At 69.5% G+C, this 19,998-nt stretch carries 21 protein-coding genes; 6 read left to right on the top strand and 15 right to left on the bottom strand.

Translation table 11 applies throughout. The features are described from left to right. Positions 1–123: 123 nt before the first annotated feature. From cbiE to OG568_RS39310, 5 genes are all read right to left on the bottom strand, one after another. Positions 124–1,335, bottom strand: a complete 1,212-nt coding sequence (cbiE, locus tag OG568_RS39330) for a precorrin-6y C5,15-methyltransferase (decarboxylating) subunit CbiE (RefSeq protein WP_329534966.1) — start codon at positions 1,333–1,335, stop codon at positions 124–126. A gap of 175 nt (positions 1,336–1,510) precedes the next feature. Continuing rightward, a complete protein-coding gene (locus OG568_RS39325; RefSeq protein ID WP_329534965.1) occupies positions 1,511–2,149 on the bottom strand; it encodes a GNAT family N-acetyltransferase in 639 nt (212 codons plus the stop codon). Positions 2,150–2,345: 196 nt separating this feature from the next. Beyond that, a complete protein-coding gene (locus OG568_RS39320; RefSeq protein WP_190169761.1) occupies positions 2,346–3,176 on the bottom strand; it encodes a MetQ/NlpA family ABC transporter substrate-binding protein in 831 nt (276 codons plus the stop codon). A gap of 99 nt (positions 3,177–3,275) precedes the next feature. Beyond that, the gene (locus OG568_RS39315) at positions 3,276–4,013 is read right to left on the bottom strand and encodes a methionine ABC transporter permease (RefSeq protein ID WP_329534964.1); all 738 of its coding nucleotides are present in this window, start codon (positions 4,011–4,013) and stop codon (positions 3,276–3,278) included. Further along, a complete protein-coding gene (locus OG568_RS39310; RefSeq protein WP_329534963.1) occupies positions 4,010–5,044 on the bottom strand; it encodes a methionine ABC transporter ATP-binding protein in 1,035 nt (344 codons plus the stop codon). The genes OG568_RS39315 and OG568_RS39310 overlap by 4 nt, the downstream gene beginning before the upstream one ends. Before the next feature lie 573 nt (positions 5,045–5,617). Between OG568_RS39310 and OG568_RS39300 the strand changes: the two genes are divergently transcribed. Continuing rightward, positions 5,618–5,977, top strand: coding sequence for a hypothetical protein (locus OG568_RS39300; RefSeq protein WP_266416169.1), 360 nt, complete (start codon positions 5,618–5,620; stop codon positions 5,975–5,977). Next, positions 5,958–6,443 carry a hypothetical protein gene (locus tag OG568_RS39295; RefSeq protein ID WP_443075332.1) on the top strand — a complete coding sequence of 162 codons (486 nt, stop codon included), beginning with the start codon at positions 5,958–5,960 and terminating at the stop codon, positions 6,441–6,443. The genes OG568_RS39300 and OG568_RS39295 overlap by 20 nt, the downstream gene beginning before the upstream one ends. Positions 6,444–6,481: 38 nt before the next feature. Here OG568_RS39295 and OG568_RS39290 read toward each other — a convergent pair whose 3' ends face one another. The 3 genes from OG568_RS39290 to OG568_RS39280 form a co-directional block, all read right to left on the bottom strand. Further along, entirely contained in the window at positions 6,482–6,985 is a 504-nt protein-coding gene (locus OG568_RS39290) for a GNAT family N-acetyltransferase (RefSeq protein ID WP_266416167.1), read from the bottom strand. A 46-nt stretch (positions 6,986–7,031) separates the two neighbouring features. Beyond that, the gene (locus tag OG568_RS39285; RefSeq protein WP_329534962.1) at positions 7,032–7,538 is read right to left on the bottom strand and encodes an RNA polymerase sigma factor; all 507 of its coding nucleotides are present in this window, start codon (positions 7,536–7,538) and stop codon (positions 7,032–7,034) included. 73 nt (positions 7,539–7,611) lie between these two features. Then, positions 7,612–8,820, bottom strand: a complete 1,209-nt coding sequence (locus OG568_RS39280) for a glycerophosphodiester phosphodiesterase (RefSeq protein ID WP_329534961.1) — start codon at positions 8,818–8,820, stop codon at positions 7,612–7,614. Between the two features lie 511 nt (positions 8,821–9,331). On the opposite strand from OG568_RS39280, the gene OG568_RS39275 reads away from it, so the two are divergent. Further along, on the top strand, positions 9,332–10,021 hold the full coding sequence (locus tag OG568_RS39275) for a lysophospholipid acyltransferase family protein (protein WP_190169756.1): 690 nt from the start codon (positions 9,332–9,334) through the stop codon (positions 10,019–10,021). 94 nt (positions 10,022–10,115) lie between these two features. Here the strand turns inward: OG568_RS39275 and OG568_RS39270 are convergent, their stop codons facing one another. The 5 genes from OG568_RS39270 to OG568_RS39250 all read right to left on the bottom strand — a co-directional run bounded on the left by OG568_RS39270 (position 10,116) and on the right by OG568_RS39250 (position 16,169). After that, on the bottom strand, positions 10,116–11,654 hold the full coding sequence (locus tag OG568_RS39270) for an MFS transporter (protein ID WP_329534960.1): 1,539 nt from the start codon (positions 11,652–11,654) through the stop codon (positions 10,116–10,118). Between the two features lie 2 nt (positions 11,655–11,656). After that, on the bottom strand, positions 11,657–12,202 hold the full coding sequence (locus tag OG568_RS39265) for a TetR/AcrR family transcriptional regulator (RefSeq protein ID WP_329534959.1): 546 nt from the start codon (positions 12,200–12,202) through the stop codon (positions 11,657–11,659). 107 nt (positions 12,203–12,309) lie between these two features. Next, positions 12,310–13,281 (bottom strand): aldo/keto reductase, encoded by a 972-nt coding sequence (locus tag OG568_RS39260; RefSeq protein ID WP_329534958.1) that lies wholly within the window; start codon positions 13,279–13,281, stop codon positions 12,310–12,312. A gap of 178 nt (positions 13,282–13,459) precedes the next feature. Next, the gene (argH, locus tag OG568_RS39255) at positions 13,460–14,893 is read right to left on the bottom strand and encodes an argininosuccinate lyase (RefSeq protein WP_266416148.1); all 1,434 of its coding nucleotides are present in this window, start codon (positions 14,891–14,893) and stop codon (positions 13,460–13,462) included. Positions 14,894–14,975: 82 nt separating this feature from the next. Beyond that, positions 14,976–16,169 carry an argininosuccinate synthase gene (locus OG568_RS39250; RefSeq protein ID WP_266416146.1) on the bottom strand — a complete coding sequence of 398 codons (1,194 nt, stop codon included), beginning with the start codon at positions 16,167–16,169 and terminating at the stop codon, positions 14,976–14,978. Between the two features lie 329 nt (positions 16,170–16,498). Here OG568_RS39250 and OG568_RS39245 point away from each other — a divergent pair, with 329 nt between their 5' ends. From OG568_RS39245 to OG568_RS39235, 3 genes are all read left to right on the top strand, one after another. After that, complete coding sequence (locus OG568_RS39245; RefSeq protein ID WP_329534957.1) at positions 16,499–17,347, top strand: hypothetical protein; 849 nt, start codon at positions 16,499–16,501, stop codon at positions 17,345–17,347. Positions 17,348–17,486: 139 nt separating this feature from the next. Further along, positions 17,487–18,074 carry a pyridoxamine 5'-phosphate oxidase family protein gene (locus OG568_RS39240; RefSeq protein ID WP_329534956.1) on the top strand — a complete coding sequence of 196 codons (588 nt, stop codon included), beginning with the start codon at positions 17,487–17,489 and terminating at the stop codon, positions 18,072–18,074. A gap of 3 nt (positions 18,075–18,077) precedes the next feature. Then, entirely contained in the window at positions 18,078–18,767 is a 690-nt protein-coding gene (locus OG568_RS39235) for a L,D-transpeptidase family protein (RefSeq protein ID WP_329534955.1), read from the top strand. A 13-nt stretch (positions 18,768–18,780) separates the two neighbouring features. Here the strand turns inward: OG568_RS39235 and OG568_RS39230 are convergent, their stop codons facing one another. Together OG568_RS39230 and OG568_RS39225 are read right to left on the bottom strand one after the other, a co-directional pair. Next, entirely contained in the window at positions 18,781–19,563 is a 783-nt protein-coding gene (locus OG568_RS39230) for an IS630 family transposase (protein ID WP_329534954.1), read from the bottom strand. Then, positions 19,452–19,922 carry a helix-turn-helix domain-containing protein gene (locus OG568_RS39225; protein WP_266624875.1) on the bottom strand — a complete coding sequence of 157 codons (471 nt, stop codon included), beginning with the start codon at positions 19,920–19,922 and terminating at the stop codon, positions 19,452–19,454. Before OG568_RS39225 ends, OG568_RS39230 begins: the two co-directional genes overlap by 112 nt. Positions 19,923–19,998: the final 76 nt, after the last annotated feature.

The raw sequence follows: 19,998 nt of genomic DNA, 5'->3' as shown, positions 1-19,998 counted from the left end.
GTTCTGCCGTACCACACACGCCTCAAAACGGGCGCGTTTTCCGGACATTGGCCTACGAAAGGCCGATCGCCCTGGAGCGGTACAACGATCGGCCAGCCTACCGCGCGCAGTACGACAACAGGATCACGGGTTGCGATCGGGCAGACGGCCTGTGAGCAGGAACGCGACGCTCCGCTCGGTCTCCGTCCAGGCCCTTGTGTCGAGTTCGACGGACTGAATGAGGGCGCATTCGACCTGATATCCGTGCTCGCTGAGATCGCGGCCCACGAGTTCGGCCGCGTCGCGGGTCGCCGCGTGCGTCACGATGCGCTGCGGACGGCGGTCGGCGACGGCCGAGACGACCTGTACGCCCCCGCCGCCGACACGTACGACATCGGGTTCGGGGAGGTTCTCCAGGACGTGCGGCGCGGTGCCGTGCACGATCTGCATCTGGACGCCGTAGCGGCGCGCGGAGTCCTCGGTGCGCGCGCAGGAGCCGGGATTGCGGTCGACGGCGATGACCGCCGCGCCGGTGCGCGCCGCCTCGGTGGCGAAGGCGCCGCTGCCGGAACCGATGTCCCACACGAGGTCTCCGACGCGCGGGCCCAGCCGGGCGAGTTGGGCGGCGCGCAGCAGATCCGTTTCGCCTTCGCCCAGTGCCCCGCCGTACGCCTGGGCGGGCAGCGCCCAGCCGCGTGGTCCGGTGCCCGGGTCGCGTCCGGCGATCCAGCCGCCGTCCTCGGCCGCGGCCACGAAGCCGCCGATGACGATGACGACGTTGGGGTCGCGCCAGGTGTGGTCGGCGGCCTTGTCGGAGGTGAGGATGGTGACCCGCTCGCGCGCGGTGCCGAGTTCCTCGCAGATGACGAAGGTGCGGTGGACGCCCTCGAGGAGCAGGCCGAGTTCGGCGGGGCCGGCGCCGGGCGAGGTGAGGACGGCGACCTTGGTGTGGGCGCGGCAGACGTTCACCGCGCGGCGCAGGGTGCGGCGGTGCGCCACGACCACCTGTGCGTCGTCCCAGGGCATGCCGGCGCGGGCGAAGGCGGCGGCGACCGAGGAGACGGCGGGCACGACTTCGACCTCGAGGCCGAACTCCGGGGCGCGCAGGGTGCGTACGACTCCGAAGAAGCCGGGGTCGCCGTCGGCGATGACGACGGCGCTGCCGCGGTGGCCCGCGATGCGGCGGGCGGCGAGGGAGACGCTGCCGAGGCGGATGCGCTCGGCGGCCCGGGGTACCTCGGGGAGCTCCAGGTGGTGCGCCGCTCCGGCCACCAGGGTGGCCGCGCCGAGGGCGGAGCGCGCCGCGGCGGTCAGGGGCGAACCGTCCCAGCCGATCACCGTGACCCGGTCGGCCATCGTCGTCAGTCTCCAGAAGGTTTTCGCAGGTCGTCGGGGGGCAGCCCGCGGGCGGGCTCCGTGAGGGTACCTGGTCTCGCTGGGTGATGGCCCGGGGGGCTCTGCCGGGTGGGAGCGGTTCCTCGGGGCGCGGTGCCAGACGTCCCTCGGATTCGGCCCGGGGAATCCCGCCGGTTCAGTTCCAGTCGGAGAACGACGTGAAACCGCCTGTGTCGGCGAGCTGGTCGCCGACCCCGTCGAGGTCCTCCGGGAGGAGGCTCCAGATGATGAAGTCGGTGCGCAGGTCCACCCAGCGGCCGTCCTCGGTGCGGGTGTGCGCTATACAGGCGTTGCGCAGGACGCCCTCGCTGATGCAGCCGATCTTCTGGGCGACCTGCTGGGAGGCGGTGTTGTCGGCCGCCGTGCGCAGTTCGATGCGCTCGAACTTCTGGTCGCGGAAGAGCCATCGGGCGGTGGCGAGCGCCGCCTCGGAGGCGTAGCCCTCGCCGCGGGCCCAGGGGGCGATGCTGTACGACATCTCGGTGGAGCGCACATGCCAGTTGGTCTTGGCGAGCTGCACGATGCCGACCAGGCGCTGGGTGAGGAACTCGGTGACGGCGAGGTCGAGGCCGCGGCCCGCCCTGCGTTCGGTGGGTGCGTACTCGGTGATCCAGACGCGGGCCCTGTCCTCGGTGTAGGGCTGGGGCACGTCGGTCCAGGCCCCGATCTGCTCGTCGTTCATCATCGCGGCCAGGGCGGGGACGTCGTCCTCGTCGAGGGCGCGCAGAACCAACCGCTCCGTGCTGATGGAGATGTCGGGGAAGGTGCTGGTCATGCGCCGCTCCGTAACCGTCGGGGACGTCGGGCCCTCGGATCCTTCGGGCCCGCTGAACTGCCCAGCATGCAGCATGAGGCCACCGAACTGCACCACGGGGCCCTCCCCCACTGCCTGAAGGGCGTGGGGGTACCCCCACCCAGTGATGGAGTGGACCCCGTACGGTGACCCGACCGGAACGACGGGATGACCGGAACTAGAACGACGGGATGACCGAACCGGCGTACTTGTCCTCGATGAACTTCTTGACCTCCGGCGAGGTCAGGAGCTTGGCGAGCTTCTTCACCCGCGGGTCGCTCTCGTGACCCTTCTTGACGGCGAGGAAGTTGCCGTAGGGGTTGTTCGTCGCGGACTCCAGGAAGAGCGCGTCCTTGGCCGGCTTGAGGCCGGAGGAGATGGCGTAGTTGCCGTTGATCACCGCGGCGTCGACATCGTCCAGGGAGCGCGGGGTCTGCGCCGCCTCCAGCTCCTTGAACTTGAGGTTCTTCGGGTTCTTCGCGATGTCCTGGGTGGTCGCGCTGTTGCCCGCGCCGTCCTTGAGCGTGATGAGTCCCTTGGAGGCGAGCAGCTTGAGCGCCCGTGCCTCGTTGACCGTGTCGTTCGGGACGGCGACCGTCGCACCGCTCTTGAGCTCGTCGGTCTTCTTGATCTTGTGGGAGTAGAGACCGAGCGGTTCCAGGTGGACCGTGACGACGGGCACGATGTGGGTGCCGTTCTTCTTGTTGAAGTCGTCGAGGTACGGCTGGTTCTGGAAGTAGTTGGCGCCGACGGACCCGTCCTCGGTCGCCGTGTTCGGCGTGACGTAGTCCGTGAACTCCTTGACCTGCAGGTCGAGGCCGGCCTTCTTCGCCAGGTTGTCCTTGATGTAGTCGAGGATCTCGGCGTGCGGGGTGGGGCTCGCGGCGACGACCAGCGGACCGCTGGTGTCGGAGGCGCTGCTGCTCTTGTCCGAGCCGCAGGCGGAGAGGCCGAGGGTGAGGGCTCCGGCGGCGAGGACTGCGGTGGTGATCTTGGCGGTGTTACGCACGAAAAGTGCCTTTCCTTAAGGGTGGAGCAACCCCGTGGTGGGTGGTCACGGGGAAATCTGCGGGTGGGGGGAGAAGCAGAAGGGGGTGTTCGGGCGGTCTCAGGCGACCTCGCCGACCTCCGCGGCGGCGGGCTCCTTGGCCTTCAGCAGCCGCAGCTTCGGTGCGGCGCCGGAGTGGGCGCCGCGCCGGTGCAGGGTGCGGGCCGCGTAGTCGCCGGCGAACTGGATGAGGGAGATGACGACCGCGAGGATCGCCACGGTGATCCACATCAGTCCGGTCTCGAAGCGCTGGTAGCCGTAGCGGATGGCGATGTCGCCGAGTCCGCCGGCGCCGACGGTGCCGGCCATCGCCGAGTAACCGATGAGGGCGACGATCGTGGTGGTCGCGGAGGAGATCAGCGACGGCAGCGACTCCGGTACGAGCACCTTGCGCACGACGGTCCAGGTGTTGCCGCCCATGGACTGCACGGCCTCGACGAGACCGCCGTCCACTTCGCGGACCGCCGTCTCGACCAGGCGCGCGAAGAACGGGATCGCGCCGACGGCGAGCGGCACGATCGCGGCCTCGCGTCCGATGGTCGTTCCCGTGATCGTGCGCGTGAAGTTCATCAGCGCGACCATCAGGATGATGAACGGCAGCGAGCGGGCGATGTTCACGACCTGCCCGATGACCTTGTTCACGAGGACGTTCTGCAGGAGTCCGCCGCGGTCGGTCAGGACGAGCAGAACGCCGAGCGGCAGACCGCCGACGATCGCGATGAGCGTCGACCAGCCGACCATGTAGAGCGTGTCCCAACACGCCTGGGACAGCAGGGGCTGCATCTCCGACCAGGTCACTTGGCACCGTCCTGCACGAGTACGGGCTGCTGGCCCTGGATCTCGATCTGCAGGCCCTGCTCACGCAGGAATCCGATCGGCACGACGTTCTCCTCGTAGCGGCCGGGCAGTTCGATGCGCATCCGGCCGACCTGCTTGCCGGCGACGGTGTCCATCGCGGCGCCGAGGATCGAGATGTCGATGTTGTACGTGCGCGAGAGCTGCGAGATGACGGGCTGGGTGGCGGCCTCGCCGTGGAAGGTGACGTCGATGACGGTGCGGTCGTCGCCGGACGGCTCGCCGCTCACCGGGAAGAGCGCCCCGGCGAGTTCGGAGCCGGGGGTCGCGAGCAGTTCGCTGACGGTGCCGGACTCGACGATGCGGCCCTTCTCCATGAGCGCGGCCGAGTCGCAGATCGTCTTGACGACGTCCATCTCGTGGGTGATGAGCAGGACGGTCAGACCCAGCTGCCGGTTCAGGTCGCGCAGCAGTTGGAGGATCGAGCGGGTGGTCTCGGGGTCGAGGGCGCTGGTGGCCTCGTCGGAGAGCAGCACCTTGGGGTCGCCGGCCAGGGCGCGGGCGATGCCGACGCGCTGCTTCTGGCCGCCGGAGAGCTGGGCCGGGTAGGCCTTGGCCTTGTCGGAGAGGCCGACCAGGTCAAGGAGTCCAAGTGCCTTGGAAGAACGTTCCTTCCCTGACAAGCCAAGGATTTCCAGCGGCAGCTCGACGTTGTCCTGGACGGTGCGCGAGGACAGCAGGTTGAAGTGCTGGAAGACCATGCCGATGCGGCTGCGCGCCTGGCGGAGCTCCTTGCCGGCGCGCGGGCCGCGGCCGACGAGCGCCGTGAGGTCCTGTCCGGCGACGGTGACCGTGCCGGCGGTGGGACGCTCCAGGAGGTTGACGCAGCGGATGAGGGAGGACTTGCCGGCGCCGGACTGGCCGATGACGCCGTATACCTCCCCTTCGCGGACGTGCAGATCGACGCCGTCGAGGGCGGTCACTTCACGGCCGCGCGAGCGGTAGACCTTGGTGAGGCCCGTTGTCGTGATCACTGGGGTTTCCGTCACTGTCGAGTGCGGGGCGCGGGTGTGCGCCGGCACGGGTGCATTCGGTCGGGAACGCGACACGGTTCTCGCGGTGGCGATGGAACCGGATGAATCCGGGGGAGAACATGCGCGCGGGGCGGCGCCGCTCACGTACGGGGTACGGACAGCGCACGGCTGTCTCGCTTCGGGGCGCGAGACGGGGCGGTGGTGCGGGGGCCCTCTAGAAGGCGCACATTCGACACATACAACGAGCACCGGGCGTCATGGTCGCCTCGGTCGCAAGGATGCGGTTGCTCGTCGTGGTCATGGGATCAAGTAAAGCAGACGCACAGGCGGGACCCGGAACCTCTGTCCGCAATGCGGACAGTGATGGACACTTCTCGGCCGTGGGTGGAGACCTCCGCTCTCCCGCCTGTGACCAGCGCGGACAGGGCCGAGAGGTCCTTCGGGTCCTTCACCACGAGGTCCGCGTCCGGCTCGGACGCCCCATGGGCTGTGGCCAACGCCACGGCGGTCGGCCACGGGCGGCGGGCCGGGGGCGAGGGCAGCGGGCCTTTTGGCCCGTAATAGGGTCACGGCATGCTTGTTGCCCTGACGGTCGCGACCGCCGTCGCCGCGCTCGCGCTCGCCGCCTGGTGCGGCTGGGCCGCCTACCGTGATCAGCCCACCAAGGACTGGCACTTCATCGGCATGGCCGTGGTGACGCTGCTCGCCGTGGTCCAGCTGGTGGTCGGCATCGTGCAGCTGGCGCGCGGCGAGAAGCCCGACCAGGGCACGACGATCTTCGTGGCGTATCTGCTCGGTGCCTTCGCGTGCATTCCGGCCGCGGGCTTCATGTCGCTGGCGGAGCGCACCCGCTGGGGATCGATCACGGTGGCGGCCGGCGGTGTCGTCCTCGCCGTACTGGAGGTGCGGCTCTATGACATCTGGGGAGGCTGAGATGACGGCCACGGAGGAGAACGGGCCCGCGCCTCAGGAGAATCGGGAGGGTCCGAAGAAGCAGCGCACCCGGCTGATCAGCGGCCCCGGCATGCTGCTGCTCTGGCTGTACGGCGTGATGGTCGTCGGCGCCGTGTCGCGCTCCGCCGTCCAGATCTCGACGGACTTCGACAAGGCCCCGCTCGCCTACTCGCTGTCGGCGGTCGCGGGCCTCGTCTACGGCTTCATCACGTACTCACTCGTGCGCGGCGGCGAAACGGCCCGCAGGGCGGCGCTGGTGTGCTGCGCCGCCGAGCTCGCGGGCGTACTGATCGTCGGGACCTGGACGCTGGTCGAGCCGTCCGCCTTCCCCGACACCACCGTGTGGTCGGACTACGGGATCGGCTATCTGTTCATCCCGGTACTGCTGCCGCTGTCGGCCATGTACTGGTTGCGCAAGGCGCGTACGGCCGACAGGTCGGCGTAGCCCGGGCCCGCAGCCCGGGCCCGTGTCATGGGCGCTCGTCAGGCGCTGGTCACGAACGCGCCCGCGTCGGCGCCCTTCTGCAGGGTCACCAGGGTGAGCCGCTCGTCGACGCGCTCCGTGGAGACCTGCGCGTAGCCGTGCTTGCGGTACATCCGCAGATTGCGGTCGCTGCGGTGGCCGGTGAAGAGCTGGAAGGACTTGGCCGCGCCGTCCGCCGCGAGCTTGGCCTCGATCGCGGCGAGCAGCCGCCCGCCCAGGCCGTGGCGCTGCATACGCGGGTGGACGATGAGCTTGTTGATACGAGCCGTGCCGTCCGGGTCCACGGCTCCGCGGACCGAGGCCACCACCTCTTCGCCCAGCCGGGCCACCAGGACCGTACCGCCCGCCAACTCCGCCCTGAGGGAGTCGAGCGGCTGCGTGAGCGGCTCGATGCCGTAGTCCCCGTACAGCTCGGCCTCGCTCTGGTAGCAGAGGTACTGCAGCTTGAGGATCTGCTCTGCGTCCTGCTCGGTCGCCCCCGAGATGGTCACGCTCATGCCCATGTGTGCATGCCTCCCGCTCACCTGTTCCACCGGTCGTCCCCCACTCCTATCCCCGCGGTTCACGGGCCGCAACCACCGGGGAGAGCAATCGACGCAGACATCCCAGGCATCTGGAACGTTCCGGACCCAAACTGCCCTGTGAGATACCCAACTCGCCTGCGATCTCCCGATAGGTGAGGTCCTTCGGGGAGAGCAGTGCCGCCATCAGGCTCGGGCAGCGGCCCGGCAGCCGCCGGACCGCGTCGTGCAGGGCGCGCCGGCTGTCGGCGGTCATCACCTGCTGTTCGGGGCCCGGTCCGCTCTCGTCCGCGGGTTCGGAGAGGTACGGCCGTTCATGACGGGCCGTGCGGCGGGTGCGGCGGACCTCGGAGCGCACGGCGCGGCGCAACCAGCCCTGCGGGTCGACGGGCGGCCCGTCCGAGTCGAGGCGCTCCAGAAGGCGCAACCAGACGGCCTGTTCGAGGTCGCTCTGCTCGGTCCCGGACGCATATGCCTCCGCCGAGGCCTCGGCGGCGAGCAGCGGACGCAGCGTGGAAACCATCTCGTGGGTCATATGCGCCGGGACGCCGCCGCCCCGGCAGGGGGTTGCCGGGGCGGGCGACTGTCACCCCATCGGGGTGAGTGGATCATCCGTTGACGAAGTCCTCGCGGGCGAGCAGCGCGGTGTCCGCGTTGTCGGAGAAGACGCCGTCGATACCCGTGGCGAAGTAGGTCTTGAAGGCGCCGAAGGCGTCGCCGTAGGCGTTCGGGTCGGTGCCCTGCCGGAAGTTCGCGGGCAGGAAGGTGTTCTCGTTGCGCATCGTGTACGGGTGCAGGATCAGGCCCGCGCGGTGCGCGTCGGCGACCAGCGTGGTCGGCGTGGTGAGGGCGCCGTTCGCGTCCTTGGGGATGACCAGGTCCAGCGTGGGGCCGATGCCCTGCGCGTACGAGGCCAGCCACTTCAGGCCCTCGGGCTTGACGAGGTCGGCGACGGTGCGCGGGTCACCCGCCGCGACGAAGTCCCAGGGGCGGGTGTTCGCGGCGGAGAGCAGTACGACGAGCGGGTTGTCGACCAGCTTGTCGAGGCGCTGGATGCTGGTCGGCTCGAAGGACTGGATGATGACCGGCGAGTTCTTCTTGTCCTTGCCGTGCTTTCGGAGCACCTTGGCGAGGCGCTCCTCCAGGCCGAGGCCCAGCGCCCGGAAGTAGGTGGGGTGCTTGGTCTCGGGGTAGATCCAGACCTGCTTGCCACGCTTGCGGGTCTGCTCGTCCTGCCAGTGGAGCACCTCTTCGAAGGTGGGTATCTCCCAACGGCCGTTGTAGAGCGTGTTGTGCGGGCGGTTGGCGGGGATGCGCTCGACGGCCCGCAGGGTCTTCAGCTCGGCGAGGGTGAAGTCCTCGGTGAACCATCCCGTGGTGGGGACGCCGTCGAGGGTCTTGGTGGTCTTGCGGTCGGCGAACTCGGGGTGCGCCGACACGTCGGTGGTGCCGCCGATCTCGGGCTCGTGCCGGCAGACGAGGTGACCGTCCTTGGTGGGTACCAGGTCACCGGCCTCGATGACGTCGGCGCCCATGTCGAGGGCCAGCTGGTACGAGCCGAAGGTGTGCTCGGGCCGGTAGCCGCTGGCGCCCCGGTGCCCGATGACGGTCGGCTTGGGCAGGCTCTTGTAGCCGCCGTGCCCGCCGCTCCCGTGCCGCTCGTCGGCTCTCGCCGCACCCGGCAGCCCGAGGACCGCTCCGCCCGCGCCGAGCACCGCGGCCCCGAGCAGTGCGCGTCGCGCCGTGCCCCGGCCCTGCCCGTTCGGCTCCCGCGACTCCGGTGTCCCCTGCGTCCCCTGCGTCCCCTGCGTCCCCATGAGCGTTCCTCCCGCCGTACCGCCCCGTACCTGTCAAAGCGGGTCGATCGTAGGTTCCCTTGCGTGACGGGAGGGAGACCTGCGGCGGAACACGTGGGTGCCGCTGGATGTCGTACGGAACAAGGAGACTGTCGGTCCGTCAGTTTCGGGGTGACGGCGGTGGGTACGCGCCCTGGGTGAGCGGTCAGAGGCTGCCGATGCCGGGGTCCCGGTCCCGGACGGCGCCGACGGCCCCGGAGTCGCTGAGGTGCTGCGCCGCGTGGGCGCGTCCGCGGGCGTCGCGCAGGCCGGCAAGACGTGCGACCCGGTCAACCTGTGCGACTCGTTCGGCGTGGCGGCCGAAGCCGCGGCGAGATACGTCACATGCTTCCGTTCGTGTGACGAACACGCAACGGCCCGCCACCTCAGGTAAACATTGGTCAACAGTCCGTATCCAGTCGGTGAACCCGATGTGCAATCACCGGGGGGCCGCGAGTATCGTCCTCACCTGCACATACTTCATACCGATCCCTTGACACCGGAGGGCCCGTTGTCCCGCTTCGCGCTCATCAAGGCAGTGCTCGGACCGATCATGCGCCTGATGTTCCGCCCACGGGTGGAAGGCGTGGAGCACATCCCGGGCGACGGTCCGGTCATCCTGGCCGGCAACCACCTCACGTTCATCGACTCGATGATCATGCCGCTCTTCTGCGACCGCCAGGTCTTCTTCATCGGCAAGGACGAGTACGTCACCGGCAAGGGCATCAAGGGTCGGCTGATGGCCTGGTTCTTCACCGGCACCGGGATGATCCCCGTCGACCGTGACGGCGGCCGCGGCGGTGTCGCGGCGCTGATGACCGGCCGCCGGGTGCTGGAGGAGGGCAAGGTCTTCAGCATCTACCCGGAGGGCACCCGCTCCCCCGACGGCCGGCTCTACCGCGGTCGTACCGGCATCGCCCGGCTGGCCCTGATGACCGGCGCGCCCGTGATCCCGTTCGCCATCATCGGCACGGACAAGGTCCAGCCCGGTGGGGCCGGGTTCCCGCGGCCCGGCCGGGTGACGCTCCGCTTCGGTGAGCCGATGGAGTTCTCGCGGTACGAAGGCATGGACCGTGACCGTTATGTGCTGCGGGCCGTGACCGACTCCGTGATGACCGAGGTCATGCGGTTGTCGGGGCAGGAGTACGTGGACATGTACGCCACGAAGGCCAAGGCCGCGTAGCGCCTCCGGCGGTTCGGCCGTATCTCGGGTGCGGGTGCGTTGTGGCTGGTCGCGCCCACGCGGCGGAGCCGCACGATGTCACAGCCCCGCGCCCCTATCGGGGCGTCTCCTCACCCGCGTTTTCCAGTTCCTGGCCCTTCAGCAGGAACCATGCCGCTGCCGCCGTGGCGAGCAGTACCGCCGCTCCGATGCCGGACGCCAGTGCCAGGCCGTCCACGAAGGATGTACGGGCCGCGGTCAGCAGGGCCTCCGAGGTGTGGGTGGGCAGGGTCGCCGCCGCCTCCACCGCGCCGCCCAGCGACTCGTGGGCCCCGGCCGGGGTGCCCGCGGGACCGGTGAAGCCCGCGTAGACGCCGGTGACGATGGAGCCGAGCAGGGCGATGCCCAGGGCGGCGCCGAGCTCGTACGCCGTCTCGGATACCGCGGACGCGGCTCCGGCCTGCTCCTTGGGCACGCTGGAGAGGATCACGTCGGCGGTGACGGTGAACGAGAAGCCCGCGCCGACGCCCACGATCAGGAGCGCCGAGCCGAGCACCGAGTACCCGGTGGACTGCTCCAACAAGGTGAGCACGCCGAGCGCGAGGCCCACGGCGGCGAGACCACCGGAGACCACGGCGCGGACCGAGTAGCTGCGCGCGACCGAGCCCGCGATCAGACCGGCTCCCACCGCGCCGATGGCGGCGGGCAGTTCGGCGAGCCCCGCCTGGAACGGCGGCCTGCCCTGCACGAGTTGCAGGAACTGGGACAGGAAGAAGACCAGCCCGGACAGGCCGAAGACGGTCAGCAGATCGGCGAGCACCGCCGCCGAGAAACCCCGGTTGCGGAACAGCCGCATGTCCAGCAGCGGTACGGGCATCGCGAGTTGACGGCGTACGAAGCCGAGGAGAGCGCCGACGCCGAGCAGGCCGACGGCCGTCGGCTCCCAGGTGAACCCGTGTGTGGCGGCCTCCTTCACCGCGTACACGATGCCGATCATGCCGACGAGGGAGAGCACGACGCTGGCCAGGTCCCAGGGGCCGGGGTTCGGGTTGCGGGACTCGGGCAGCAGCTTGATGCCGACGGGGACGAGGATCAGCATCACGGGCACGTTGATGAGGAAGACCGAACCCCACCAGAAGTGTTCGAGCAGGAAGCCGCCGACAACGGGCCCGACCGCCGTACCGGCGGAGGCCGTGGCGCCCCAGATGCCGATCGCGAGGCTGCGCTCGCGCGGGTCGTGGAAGAGGTTGCGGATGAGGGCGAGTGTGGCGGGCATCAGGGTCGCGCCCGCGACGCCGAGCAGCGCCCGCGCCAGGATCATCGTCTCCGGGCTCGTCGCGTACGCGTTGAGCATCGATATCGCGCCGAACGCCGTGGCGCCCATCAGCAGCAGCTTCTTGCGGCCGATGCGGTCACCGAGGCTGCCCATGGAGACGAGCAGACCGGCGATGACGAACGAGTAGACGTCACCGATCCACAGGAGTTGGGTGCCGGAGGGCTTCAGGTCCTCGCTGATGTAAGGGGTCGCGAGACCCAGTACAGTCGCGTCGACGGCCACCAACAGCACGGCGAGGACGAGGACGCAGAGCGCGAGCCAACGGCCCGGACGCTTCTCCACCTCCGCCGTCGACGCCGGCTGCAGGGTGCTGGTCATGATCACTCTCTCCGTAGTGCGCCGCCGAGCAGCAGCTCGACGATCATGTAGTGGAAGTCCTTGGCGGCGACCCGGCCCTCGGTCACGGCCCACGCGCCCGAGGCCATGAGCCCGTAGAGCGCCTCGGTGAGCCAGGCGGGGCTGAGGTCGATGCGGAACTCGCCGCCCTCCTGGCCGCGCCGGAACAGGGCGGCCATCCGGGCATCGAGCCGGGCCCAGCCCTCGTTCTGCCCCTCGCCCTCGAACAGCTGGTTCTCGGTGTAGAGGAAGGCGAGCAGCCCGGCCACCCGTTCGAGCTCCTTCACCAGGCGGCGCAGGGCTTCCTGAGCGGTGCCCTCGTCGAGGCGGGCGGCCTCCAAGGCCGCCTCGCACTCCTCGATACCGAGGGCCTCCAGCGCCCGGACGAGCGCGTCCCGCCCGGCGAACTGGCGGTGCAGCGTGGCCCGGCTGATCCCGGCCGCCTTGGCGACCTCGTCCATGGTGGCGGTGGATCTACGGGTGAGCAGGGCGGCTGCGCTGCGCAGCACGTGGTCACGGTCGACGGCCATGAGACAAGCGTACTCCATGTGAGACATCTCTGTCTCATGAGGGGCATGCGAGTCTCACGTGCGTCGCGTTTTGCCATCTTTTGCGGTGCTTGAGTCTTTCGCCGTGCTCAGTGCCAGGGCAGCTGCCCGCGCCGCTCCCAGTACACGAGCGGGTCCTCGGCGAGCGCGGCGAGGCGGGTCAGCTGGTCCTCGTCCAGGTCGATGACCGCCGCGTGCAGATTCGACGCGAGCTGGGCGGTGGTGGCCGCGCCGGAGAGGACGACTCCGGCCCAGGGCTGCCGCAGGACCAGTGCGAGGGCGACGGCGTCGGCGCCGAGACCCGTCTCCTCGGCAATCGCCCGCACCGCGTCCGGCGCGTGCTCGGCGGCCAGGCGGCCGTTGGCCATGCCCTCCTTGACGATCACCGTGAGCCCGGCGTCGTGCGCCTCGGCGAGGGCGGGAGCCGCCGAGGTCTCCAGGACGTTGTACGTGGACTGGACCGTACGAAAGAGGGGCTCGCCGTCGACCGTCACGGCGAGCGCGGCGCGGATGGCGTCGGCCTGGGCGGGCCCGCTGGTGGAGAAGCCGATCGAGAGACCCTGGGCGGCCGCCTCGGCGAGCTTCGCGTGGAGTTCCTTGTCGGTGAGGGCCGGGCTGTCCGGGGTCACCGAGTGGATCTGGTAGAGGTCGAGCCGGTCACCGAGCAGTTCGGCCGTCTCGGCGCGCTGTCGCTCGTAGGTGGCGAGGGTGTGGTCCTTGACCTCGTGCTTCTCTGCGTCGGTGGTCCAGTCCGCGGTGTACGTGTAGCCCCACTTGCTGCCGATGACCACGTCGTCGACGTCCGGCCGGCTCTTCAGCCAGCCGGCGAGGAACTCCTCGGAGCGGCCGTAGGAGCGGGCCGCGTCGAAGTAGCGCACGCCCTGGGCATAGGCGGCGTCGAGGAGTTCGTGGGTGCGCTCGCGCAGCGTTTCGACGCTGCGATTCTCTCCGAGGTCCTGGTCTCGGCCGAGGTTGATGTAACCCGGGCGGCCGATGGCGGCGAGGCCCAGGCCGATGTGACAGGTGGGCGTCGTGGCGGTCGCGAGACGGGCGAAGGGCATCGCGGGCTCCGTTCGGTCGGCTCCGGTGCGGCTCCTGACCAACGTAACCCGCGATGACCTTCGTTTCAGAGCTCGGCCGGTGCGGTCATGCGGCGCGTGCGGGATTGTGGGGGTTGCTCGCCCGGCCCCCCGCGCCCCCTACGGGGCGCTTCCCTTACGGCTTCTTCTACTGCTTCTTCTACTGCTTCTTCTTGGCCGTGGCCCACGCGTGCTGCCCGGCCACGTCCGACTTCACCTCGGCGAGCTGGATCGCGACCGCGCTGGGTGCCGTACCGCCGCGGCCGTCACGGGAGGCGAGGGCGCCCGGGACGTTCAGGACGGAGCGCACCTCGGGGGTGAGATGGGCGGAGATCTTCGCGAACTGCTCGTCGGTGAGGTCGTTCAGCTCCTTGCCGTCGGCCTCCGCGACCTTGACGCACTCGCCCGCGACCTCGTGCGCGACACGGAACGGCACGCCCTGCTTGACCAGCCACTCGGCGATGTCCGTGGCGAGCGAGAAGCCGGCCGGGGCCAGCTCCTCCATGCGCTCGCGGTGCACGGTCAGCGTGGCCATCATCCCGGTGAAGGCCGGGAGCAGGACCTCGAGCTGGTCGATGGAGTCGAAGACCGGCTCCTTGTCCTCCTGGAGGTCACGGTTGTACGCCAGCGGAAGCGCCTTGAGCGTCGCCATCAGGCCCGTCAGGTTGCCGATCAGACGGCCCGACTTGCCGCGCGCCAGCTCCGCGATGTCGGGGTTCTTCTTCTGCGGCATGATCGACGAGCCCGTGGAGAACGCGTCGTGCAGGGTCACGAAGGAGAACTCCTTCGTGTTCCAGATGATGATCTCCTCGGCGATCCGGGAGAGGTTCACACCGATCATCGCGGTGATGAAGGCGAACTCCGCGACGAAGTCACGCGACGCCGTCCCGTCGATCGAGTTCGCGACGGATCCGTGCTCGAAGCCGAGGTCCTTCGCCACCGCCTCCGGGTCAAGACCGAGGCTGCTGCCCGCGAGCGCGCCGGAGCCGTACGGCGAGACCGCCGTCCGCTCGTCCCACTGGCGCAGGCGTTCCGCGTCCCGGGACAGGGACTGGACGTGTGCGAGGACATGGTGGGCGAAGAGGACCGGCTGGGCGTGCTGAAGGTGGGTGCGGCCGGGCATCGCCACGTCCGGGTGCGCCTCCGCCAGGCCGATCAGGGCGTCCTGGAGGTCGGCGATCAGACCGCCGATCGTACGGGCGTGGTCGCGCAGGCACATGCGGAACAGCGTCGCGACCTGGTCGTTCCGGGAGCGGCCCGCGCGCAGCTTGCCGCCGAGGTCGGGACCGAGGCGCTCCAGCAGGCCCCGCTCCAGGGCCGTGTGGACGTCCTCGTCGGCGATCGTGCCGACGAAGGAGCCGTCGGCGACGTCCGCTTCGAGTTGGTCGAGGCCCGCGAGCATCCTGGTCAGCTCGTCGTCCGTGAGGAGGTGCGCCTTGTGCAGCACGCGCGCGTGGGCGCGCGAACCGGCGATGTCGTACGGCGCGAGCCGCCAGTCGAAGTGGACGGACGCGGACAGCTTGGCCAGGGCCTCGGCGGGACCGTCGGCGAATCGGCCGCCCCAGAGCCGGACGTCACCGCTGTTGCTGCTCACTTGCTGTGCTCCTCGGATGTGTCGGATGTGCGACCGCCTCCCTGCCGTGAGACGGCCAGGGAGGCGGCAATCACGCTACTGCTTACGCGAGGTCGCGCTTGGCCGCGATCTTCGACGACAGGCTGTAGATGTCGATGAAGCCCTTGGCCGCGGCCTGGTCGAAGGTGTCGCCCGTGTCGTACGTCGCCAGGTCGAAGTCGTAGAGCGAGGTCTCGGAGCGCCGGCCCGTGACGACCGCGCGGCCGCCGTGCAGGGTCATCCGGATGTCGCCGTTGACGTGCTGGTTGGCCTCGTTGATGAAGCCGTCCAGGGCACGCTTGAGCGGGGAGAACCACTGACCGTCGTAGACCAGTTCGCCCCAGCGCTGCTCGACCTGCCGCTTGTAGCGGGCGAGTTCACGCTCGACCGTGACGTTCTCCAGCTCCTGGTGGGCCGTGATGAGCGCGATCGCGCCCGGGGCCTCGTACACCTCGCGGGACTTGATGCCCACGAGCCGGTCCTCGACCATGTCGATCCGGCCGATGCCCTGGCCGCCCGCGCGCTCGTTGAGCTGCTGGATGGCCTGCAGGACCGTGACGGGCCTGCCGTCGATGGCGACCGGGACACCCTCCTTGAAGGAGATGACGACCTCGTCGGCCTCGCGGGCCTCGGCCGGGTTCGAGGTGTACTCGTAGATGTCCTCGATCGGCGCGTTCCAGATGTCCTCGAGGAAGCCCGTCTCGACCGCGCGCCCGAAGACGTTCTGGTCGATGGAGTACGGGGACTTCTTGGACGTCGCGATCGGGAGGTTCTTCGCCTCGCAGAAGGCGATCGCCTTGTCCCGGGTCATCGCGTAGTCACGGACCGGGGCGATGCACTTGAGGTCGGGGGCGAGCGCGACGATGCCGGCCTCGAACCGCACCTGGTCGTTGCCCTTGCCCGTGCAGCCGTGGGCGACCGTGGTGGCGCCGTGCTTGTGGGCGGCGGCGACGAGGTGCTTGACGATGGTCGGCCGGGAGAGGGCCGACACCAGCGGATAGCGGTCCATGTAGAGGGCGTTGGCCTTGATCGCCGGGAGGCAGTACTCCTCGGCGAACTCGTCCTTGGCGTCCGCGACCTCGGCCTCGACGGCACCGCAGGCGAGCGCGCGCTTGCGGATGACGTCCAGGTCCTCGCCACCCTGACCGACGTCGACCGCGACGGCGATGACCTCGGCGCCCGTCTCCTCGGCGATCCAGCCGATGGCGACGGAGGTGTCCAGACCGCCTGAGTAGGCGAGTACGACGCGCTCGGTCACGGGTTTCTCCTCACACTGCATTCGCTGTTATGCATGAGTATGCAGTAGTCCGCATGATTCGTCAATCTCGGGTCGCCCCGACGCGGCGGCCACGGGCCCGGACGGCACCCTCAAAGGTCGCGAGACGAAATCTTCGGGAGCGCTTGAACGAAAGAACGCGCTTTCTCGTACCTCTCCCCGAACGCAGGCGCCGCGTTTTCGTACACCGAGGTTCTTCTGCACCGAGGTTTTTGCCGCCGAGGTCTTCGTGGACCGAGGCGCGACGAGCAGCGGGCCGCCCGGACGACCACCGGACGGCCCCCATTCCCCGACCCGAGTGAGGCTTCCGCATGTCCAGGGCCCTTCCGAAGTACAACAAGCGCCGCGTCCTGATGATCGGCGGCACCGCCGCGGTAGTGCTCTCCGGAGCGGTGATCGCAGGCAACGCCTTGGCCGGGGAGACGTCCAAGAGCGGCACGAACGCCACCACCAAGGCCGCGACCTCCCCGGGCACCGTGAACTGCCCGGCCGTCGCGCCGAGCCTGCCCGCGATCCCCGCCTCCGCGCAGGCCGAGGTCACCCGCAACCTCACCCTCCTGGACACCCAGATCGCCGAGGCCAACAAGCGGCTCGTCGACACCGTCGGCCAGGGCGGCCCCAACTTCGTCCAGAACGCGATCCTCGGCCCCCTCAAGGACAAGCGCGTGGCGACGATCAACCGCATCGCCACCGCGATCGGCCGCACCGCGGCCAAGCCGACGGGTCTCGACTCGCTCGCGCCCTGCACGCTGAACGCGAACGGCGTGAACACGGGCGGCGCCGCGGCCACCGCGGCCCCGAGCGCGACGGCCACCCAGCAGGCCGGCAACACGGGGAACACCGGGAACACGGGCAGCACCACCGCCGCCGGCACCATCACCTGCCCGGACGTGGCGTCGAAGCTGCCCGCGATCCCCGCCTCCGCACAGGCCGAGGTCACCCGCAACCTCACCCTCCTGAACACCCAGATCACCGAGGCGAACACCCGACTGGCGAACACCGTCGGCCAGGGCGGACCGAACTTCGTGCAGAACGCGATCCTCGGCCCCCTCGCGGACAAGCGGAAGTCGACCATCGACCGCATCGCCATCTCCATCGGCCGCACCGCGGCCAAGCCCACGGGTCTGGACTCCCTCGCGACCTGCACGCTCAACAAGTGACCCGCACCCGCGACGAGTGACGGCTCCCGTGGCCGCTGCGCCCCGGCTGCCGGCCGGGGCACAGCGGCCACGGGTCTTCCGTCGGCCTTTCGCCGAATTCCTTAGACAGACGAAAGGCCTTGCCCGATAATCGTTAGACATGGGAAAGACTTATGAGCGCATAGACGGCAGGCTGCGTTCGTTCATCGTGGCGCAGCCCCTCTTCTTCACCGCGACCGCACCCCTGTCCGGGGACGGCACGGTCAATCTCTCCCCCAAGGGCCTCACCGGCTCGTTCGCCGTCCTCGACGAACTCACCGTGGCCTATCTGGACTTCGCCGGCAGCAACGCGGAGACGATCGCCCATCTCCGGGAGAACGGCCGGATCACCCTCATGTGGTGCGCCTTCCAGGGCCCGCCGAACATCGTCCGGGTGCACGGCCGCGGCGAACCCGTCTTCCGCGACGACCCCCGCTTCGAGGAACTGCTCACGCACTTCCCGGACATCGACCCGACCCTGCACGGCCTGCGCGCGATCATCGTCGTGACCGCCGAACTCGTCCGGGACACCTGCGGCTACGCGGTGCCCTTCATGTCGTACGACGCGGACCGGGACCTGCACGCCAAGCGATTCGCGCGCGAGGACGACGCCTCTCTGAGCGAGTACTTCGCCAAGAAGGACCACGTGGCGACGAGCCTGGACGGCCTACCCGGGCTGCCGCTCCCGCTGCCGCCCCGTACGGTCTGAGCCATGCGCCTCGCAGCCGTCGCCCTCGCGTCCGTGTCCCTCCTCGCCCTGGCCCCGAGCGACCCGCCCGCCCTCCCCGAGCAGATGGCGGACACCGGCGGCGGCAGCCAGCTGATCACGGCTCAGGCGCCCCGCGAGGACTCGACGTCGGGCACGCTCACCTGGTGGGACCGGCGTGACGGGCACTGGGTGAAGGCCGGTTCGGCGGCGGCGCGCTTCGGGGTGAAGGGGCTGGCCGAAGGGGGCTCGCGCAAGCAGGGCTCGAACACGACGCCCACGGGGCTGTACGACCTTCCGTTCGCCTTCGGGACCAAGACCGCCCCGGCCGGCACCTCGGTCGCGTACCGGCGGGTGCGGGAGGAGTCCTGGTGGTGCCAGGACAACGACTCCCGTTCGTACAACCGGTGGACCGAGCCGCGCCCGGCCGACTGCCGTGCGTCCGAGTCCGAGCATCTGATCGCGTACAAGGCGCAGTACGCGTACGCGCTCGTCGTGGGGTTCAACTACGAGCGGCCCGTGCGGGGGCGGGGGGCGGGGATCTTCCTGCACGTCAACGGGGCTGGGGCGACGGCTGGTTGTGTGTCGGTGTCGGAGGACGCGATGCGGCGGGTTCTCGGGTGGGCCGATCCTGCGCGGGCGCCCCGTATCGCGATCGGGACGGTGAGTGGGGGGACCGCGATCACTCGTTACTAGTAGACTGTCGCAGCTAATTCCTGGGATAGAGGTGGCGCAGTTTGATGCGTGCGTCGTGGGTGGTGAACTGCCAGTCCACCTGACGTTGGTCGGTGTTGGTGGCGTTCTGCCAGGCTGAGAGTTCGGTGTTGAGGGTGTCGAGGTCGCCGATCCGGCGGTCGAGACATTGCCTGGTCAGCGCGGAGAGTTCGATCTCGGCGATGTTGAGCCATGACCCGTGCTTGGGCGTGTGGTGGATCTCGAGGCGCTGAGCCAGGGCGAAGGCCTCTTCTGGTTCGAATGCCTCGTACAGTGAGGCGATGCCGTGGGTGTTGAGGTTGTCCATCACCAGCACAACCGTCTCGGCATCGGGGTAGTCCACGCTCAGCAGCTGCCTGACCTGGCCGGCCCAGTCGATCCGGGTCCTCTGGGACAGTGCCTGAACTCGACGCCACCCGCGCAGGGGTTCGACCCATACGAAGATCGAGCACGTGCCGCAGCGGATGTACTCGCTGTCCTGGCAGGCGTCGTGACCTGGGCGGGCCGGGAGCGGGTCGCGGACATGGCCGAGGAGCTGGTAGGGCTTCTCGTCCATGCACACGACCGGACGTGCCGGGTCATAGGGCCGGGCATAGACGGCCAGTACGTCTTCCATCCGGGCCGCGAACTCCGCGTTCGCCCGTGGTGGGATGGTCCAGCACTTCTTCAGGTGAGGACGCAGTTCCGTTTTTTTAAGACCCGGCCGATGGTGGAATGGTCCAGATCGGGGATGTCTTCGACCAGTGCGACGTGCTTCTCCAGCAGCCGCAGCGACCACCGGGTATAGCCCTGGGGTGGCTGTGAGCACGCCATCGCGATCAGCCGGGCTTCGACCTCACCGGTCACCGGTGAGGGCACCGGCGGGAGGTCGCGCTTCTTCCGCGCGATGGTGGCGTGAACATCGCCACCGGTTTCGGTGAAACGCTTGGCGACCAGCCGCAACGTCTCACCGGAGACGCCGAGCCGGGCCGCGATCACCTCCTGCGAGCCGATCCCGCCTGCAGAGGTGTCGAGTGCGAGCAGCACCCTCGCCCGCCTGATTACCGAGGCCGGATGAACCCCCGTCGTGGTCACCCGGACCAACTCCTCGCGGTCCTGCGCGGTCAGCACCACCGGCCTCTTCTTCTGCGAACCCATCGCACCAGTCCTGTCCGGCAGAGCGGGAGAGGAATCTGCCAGACGCAAGCCTCTCAATCAAACAGCCCATACCTAA

This window comes from Streptomyces sp. NBC_01450, assembly GCF_036227505.1.
Classification (GTDB): domain Bacteria; phylum Actinomycetota; class Actinomycetes; order Streptomycetales; family Streptomycetaceae; genus Streptomyces.
This window is presented reverse-complemented; position numbering and strand designations above follow the sequence as displayed.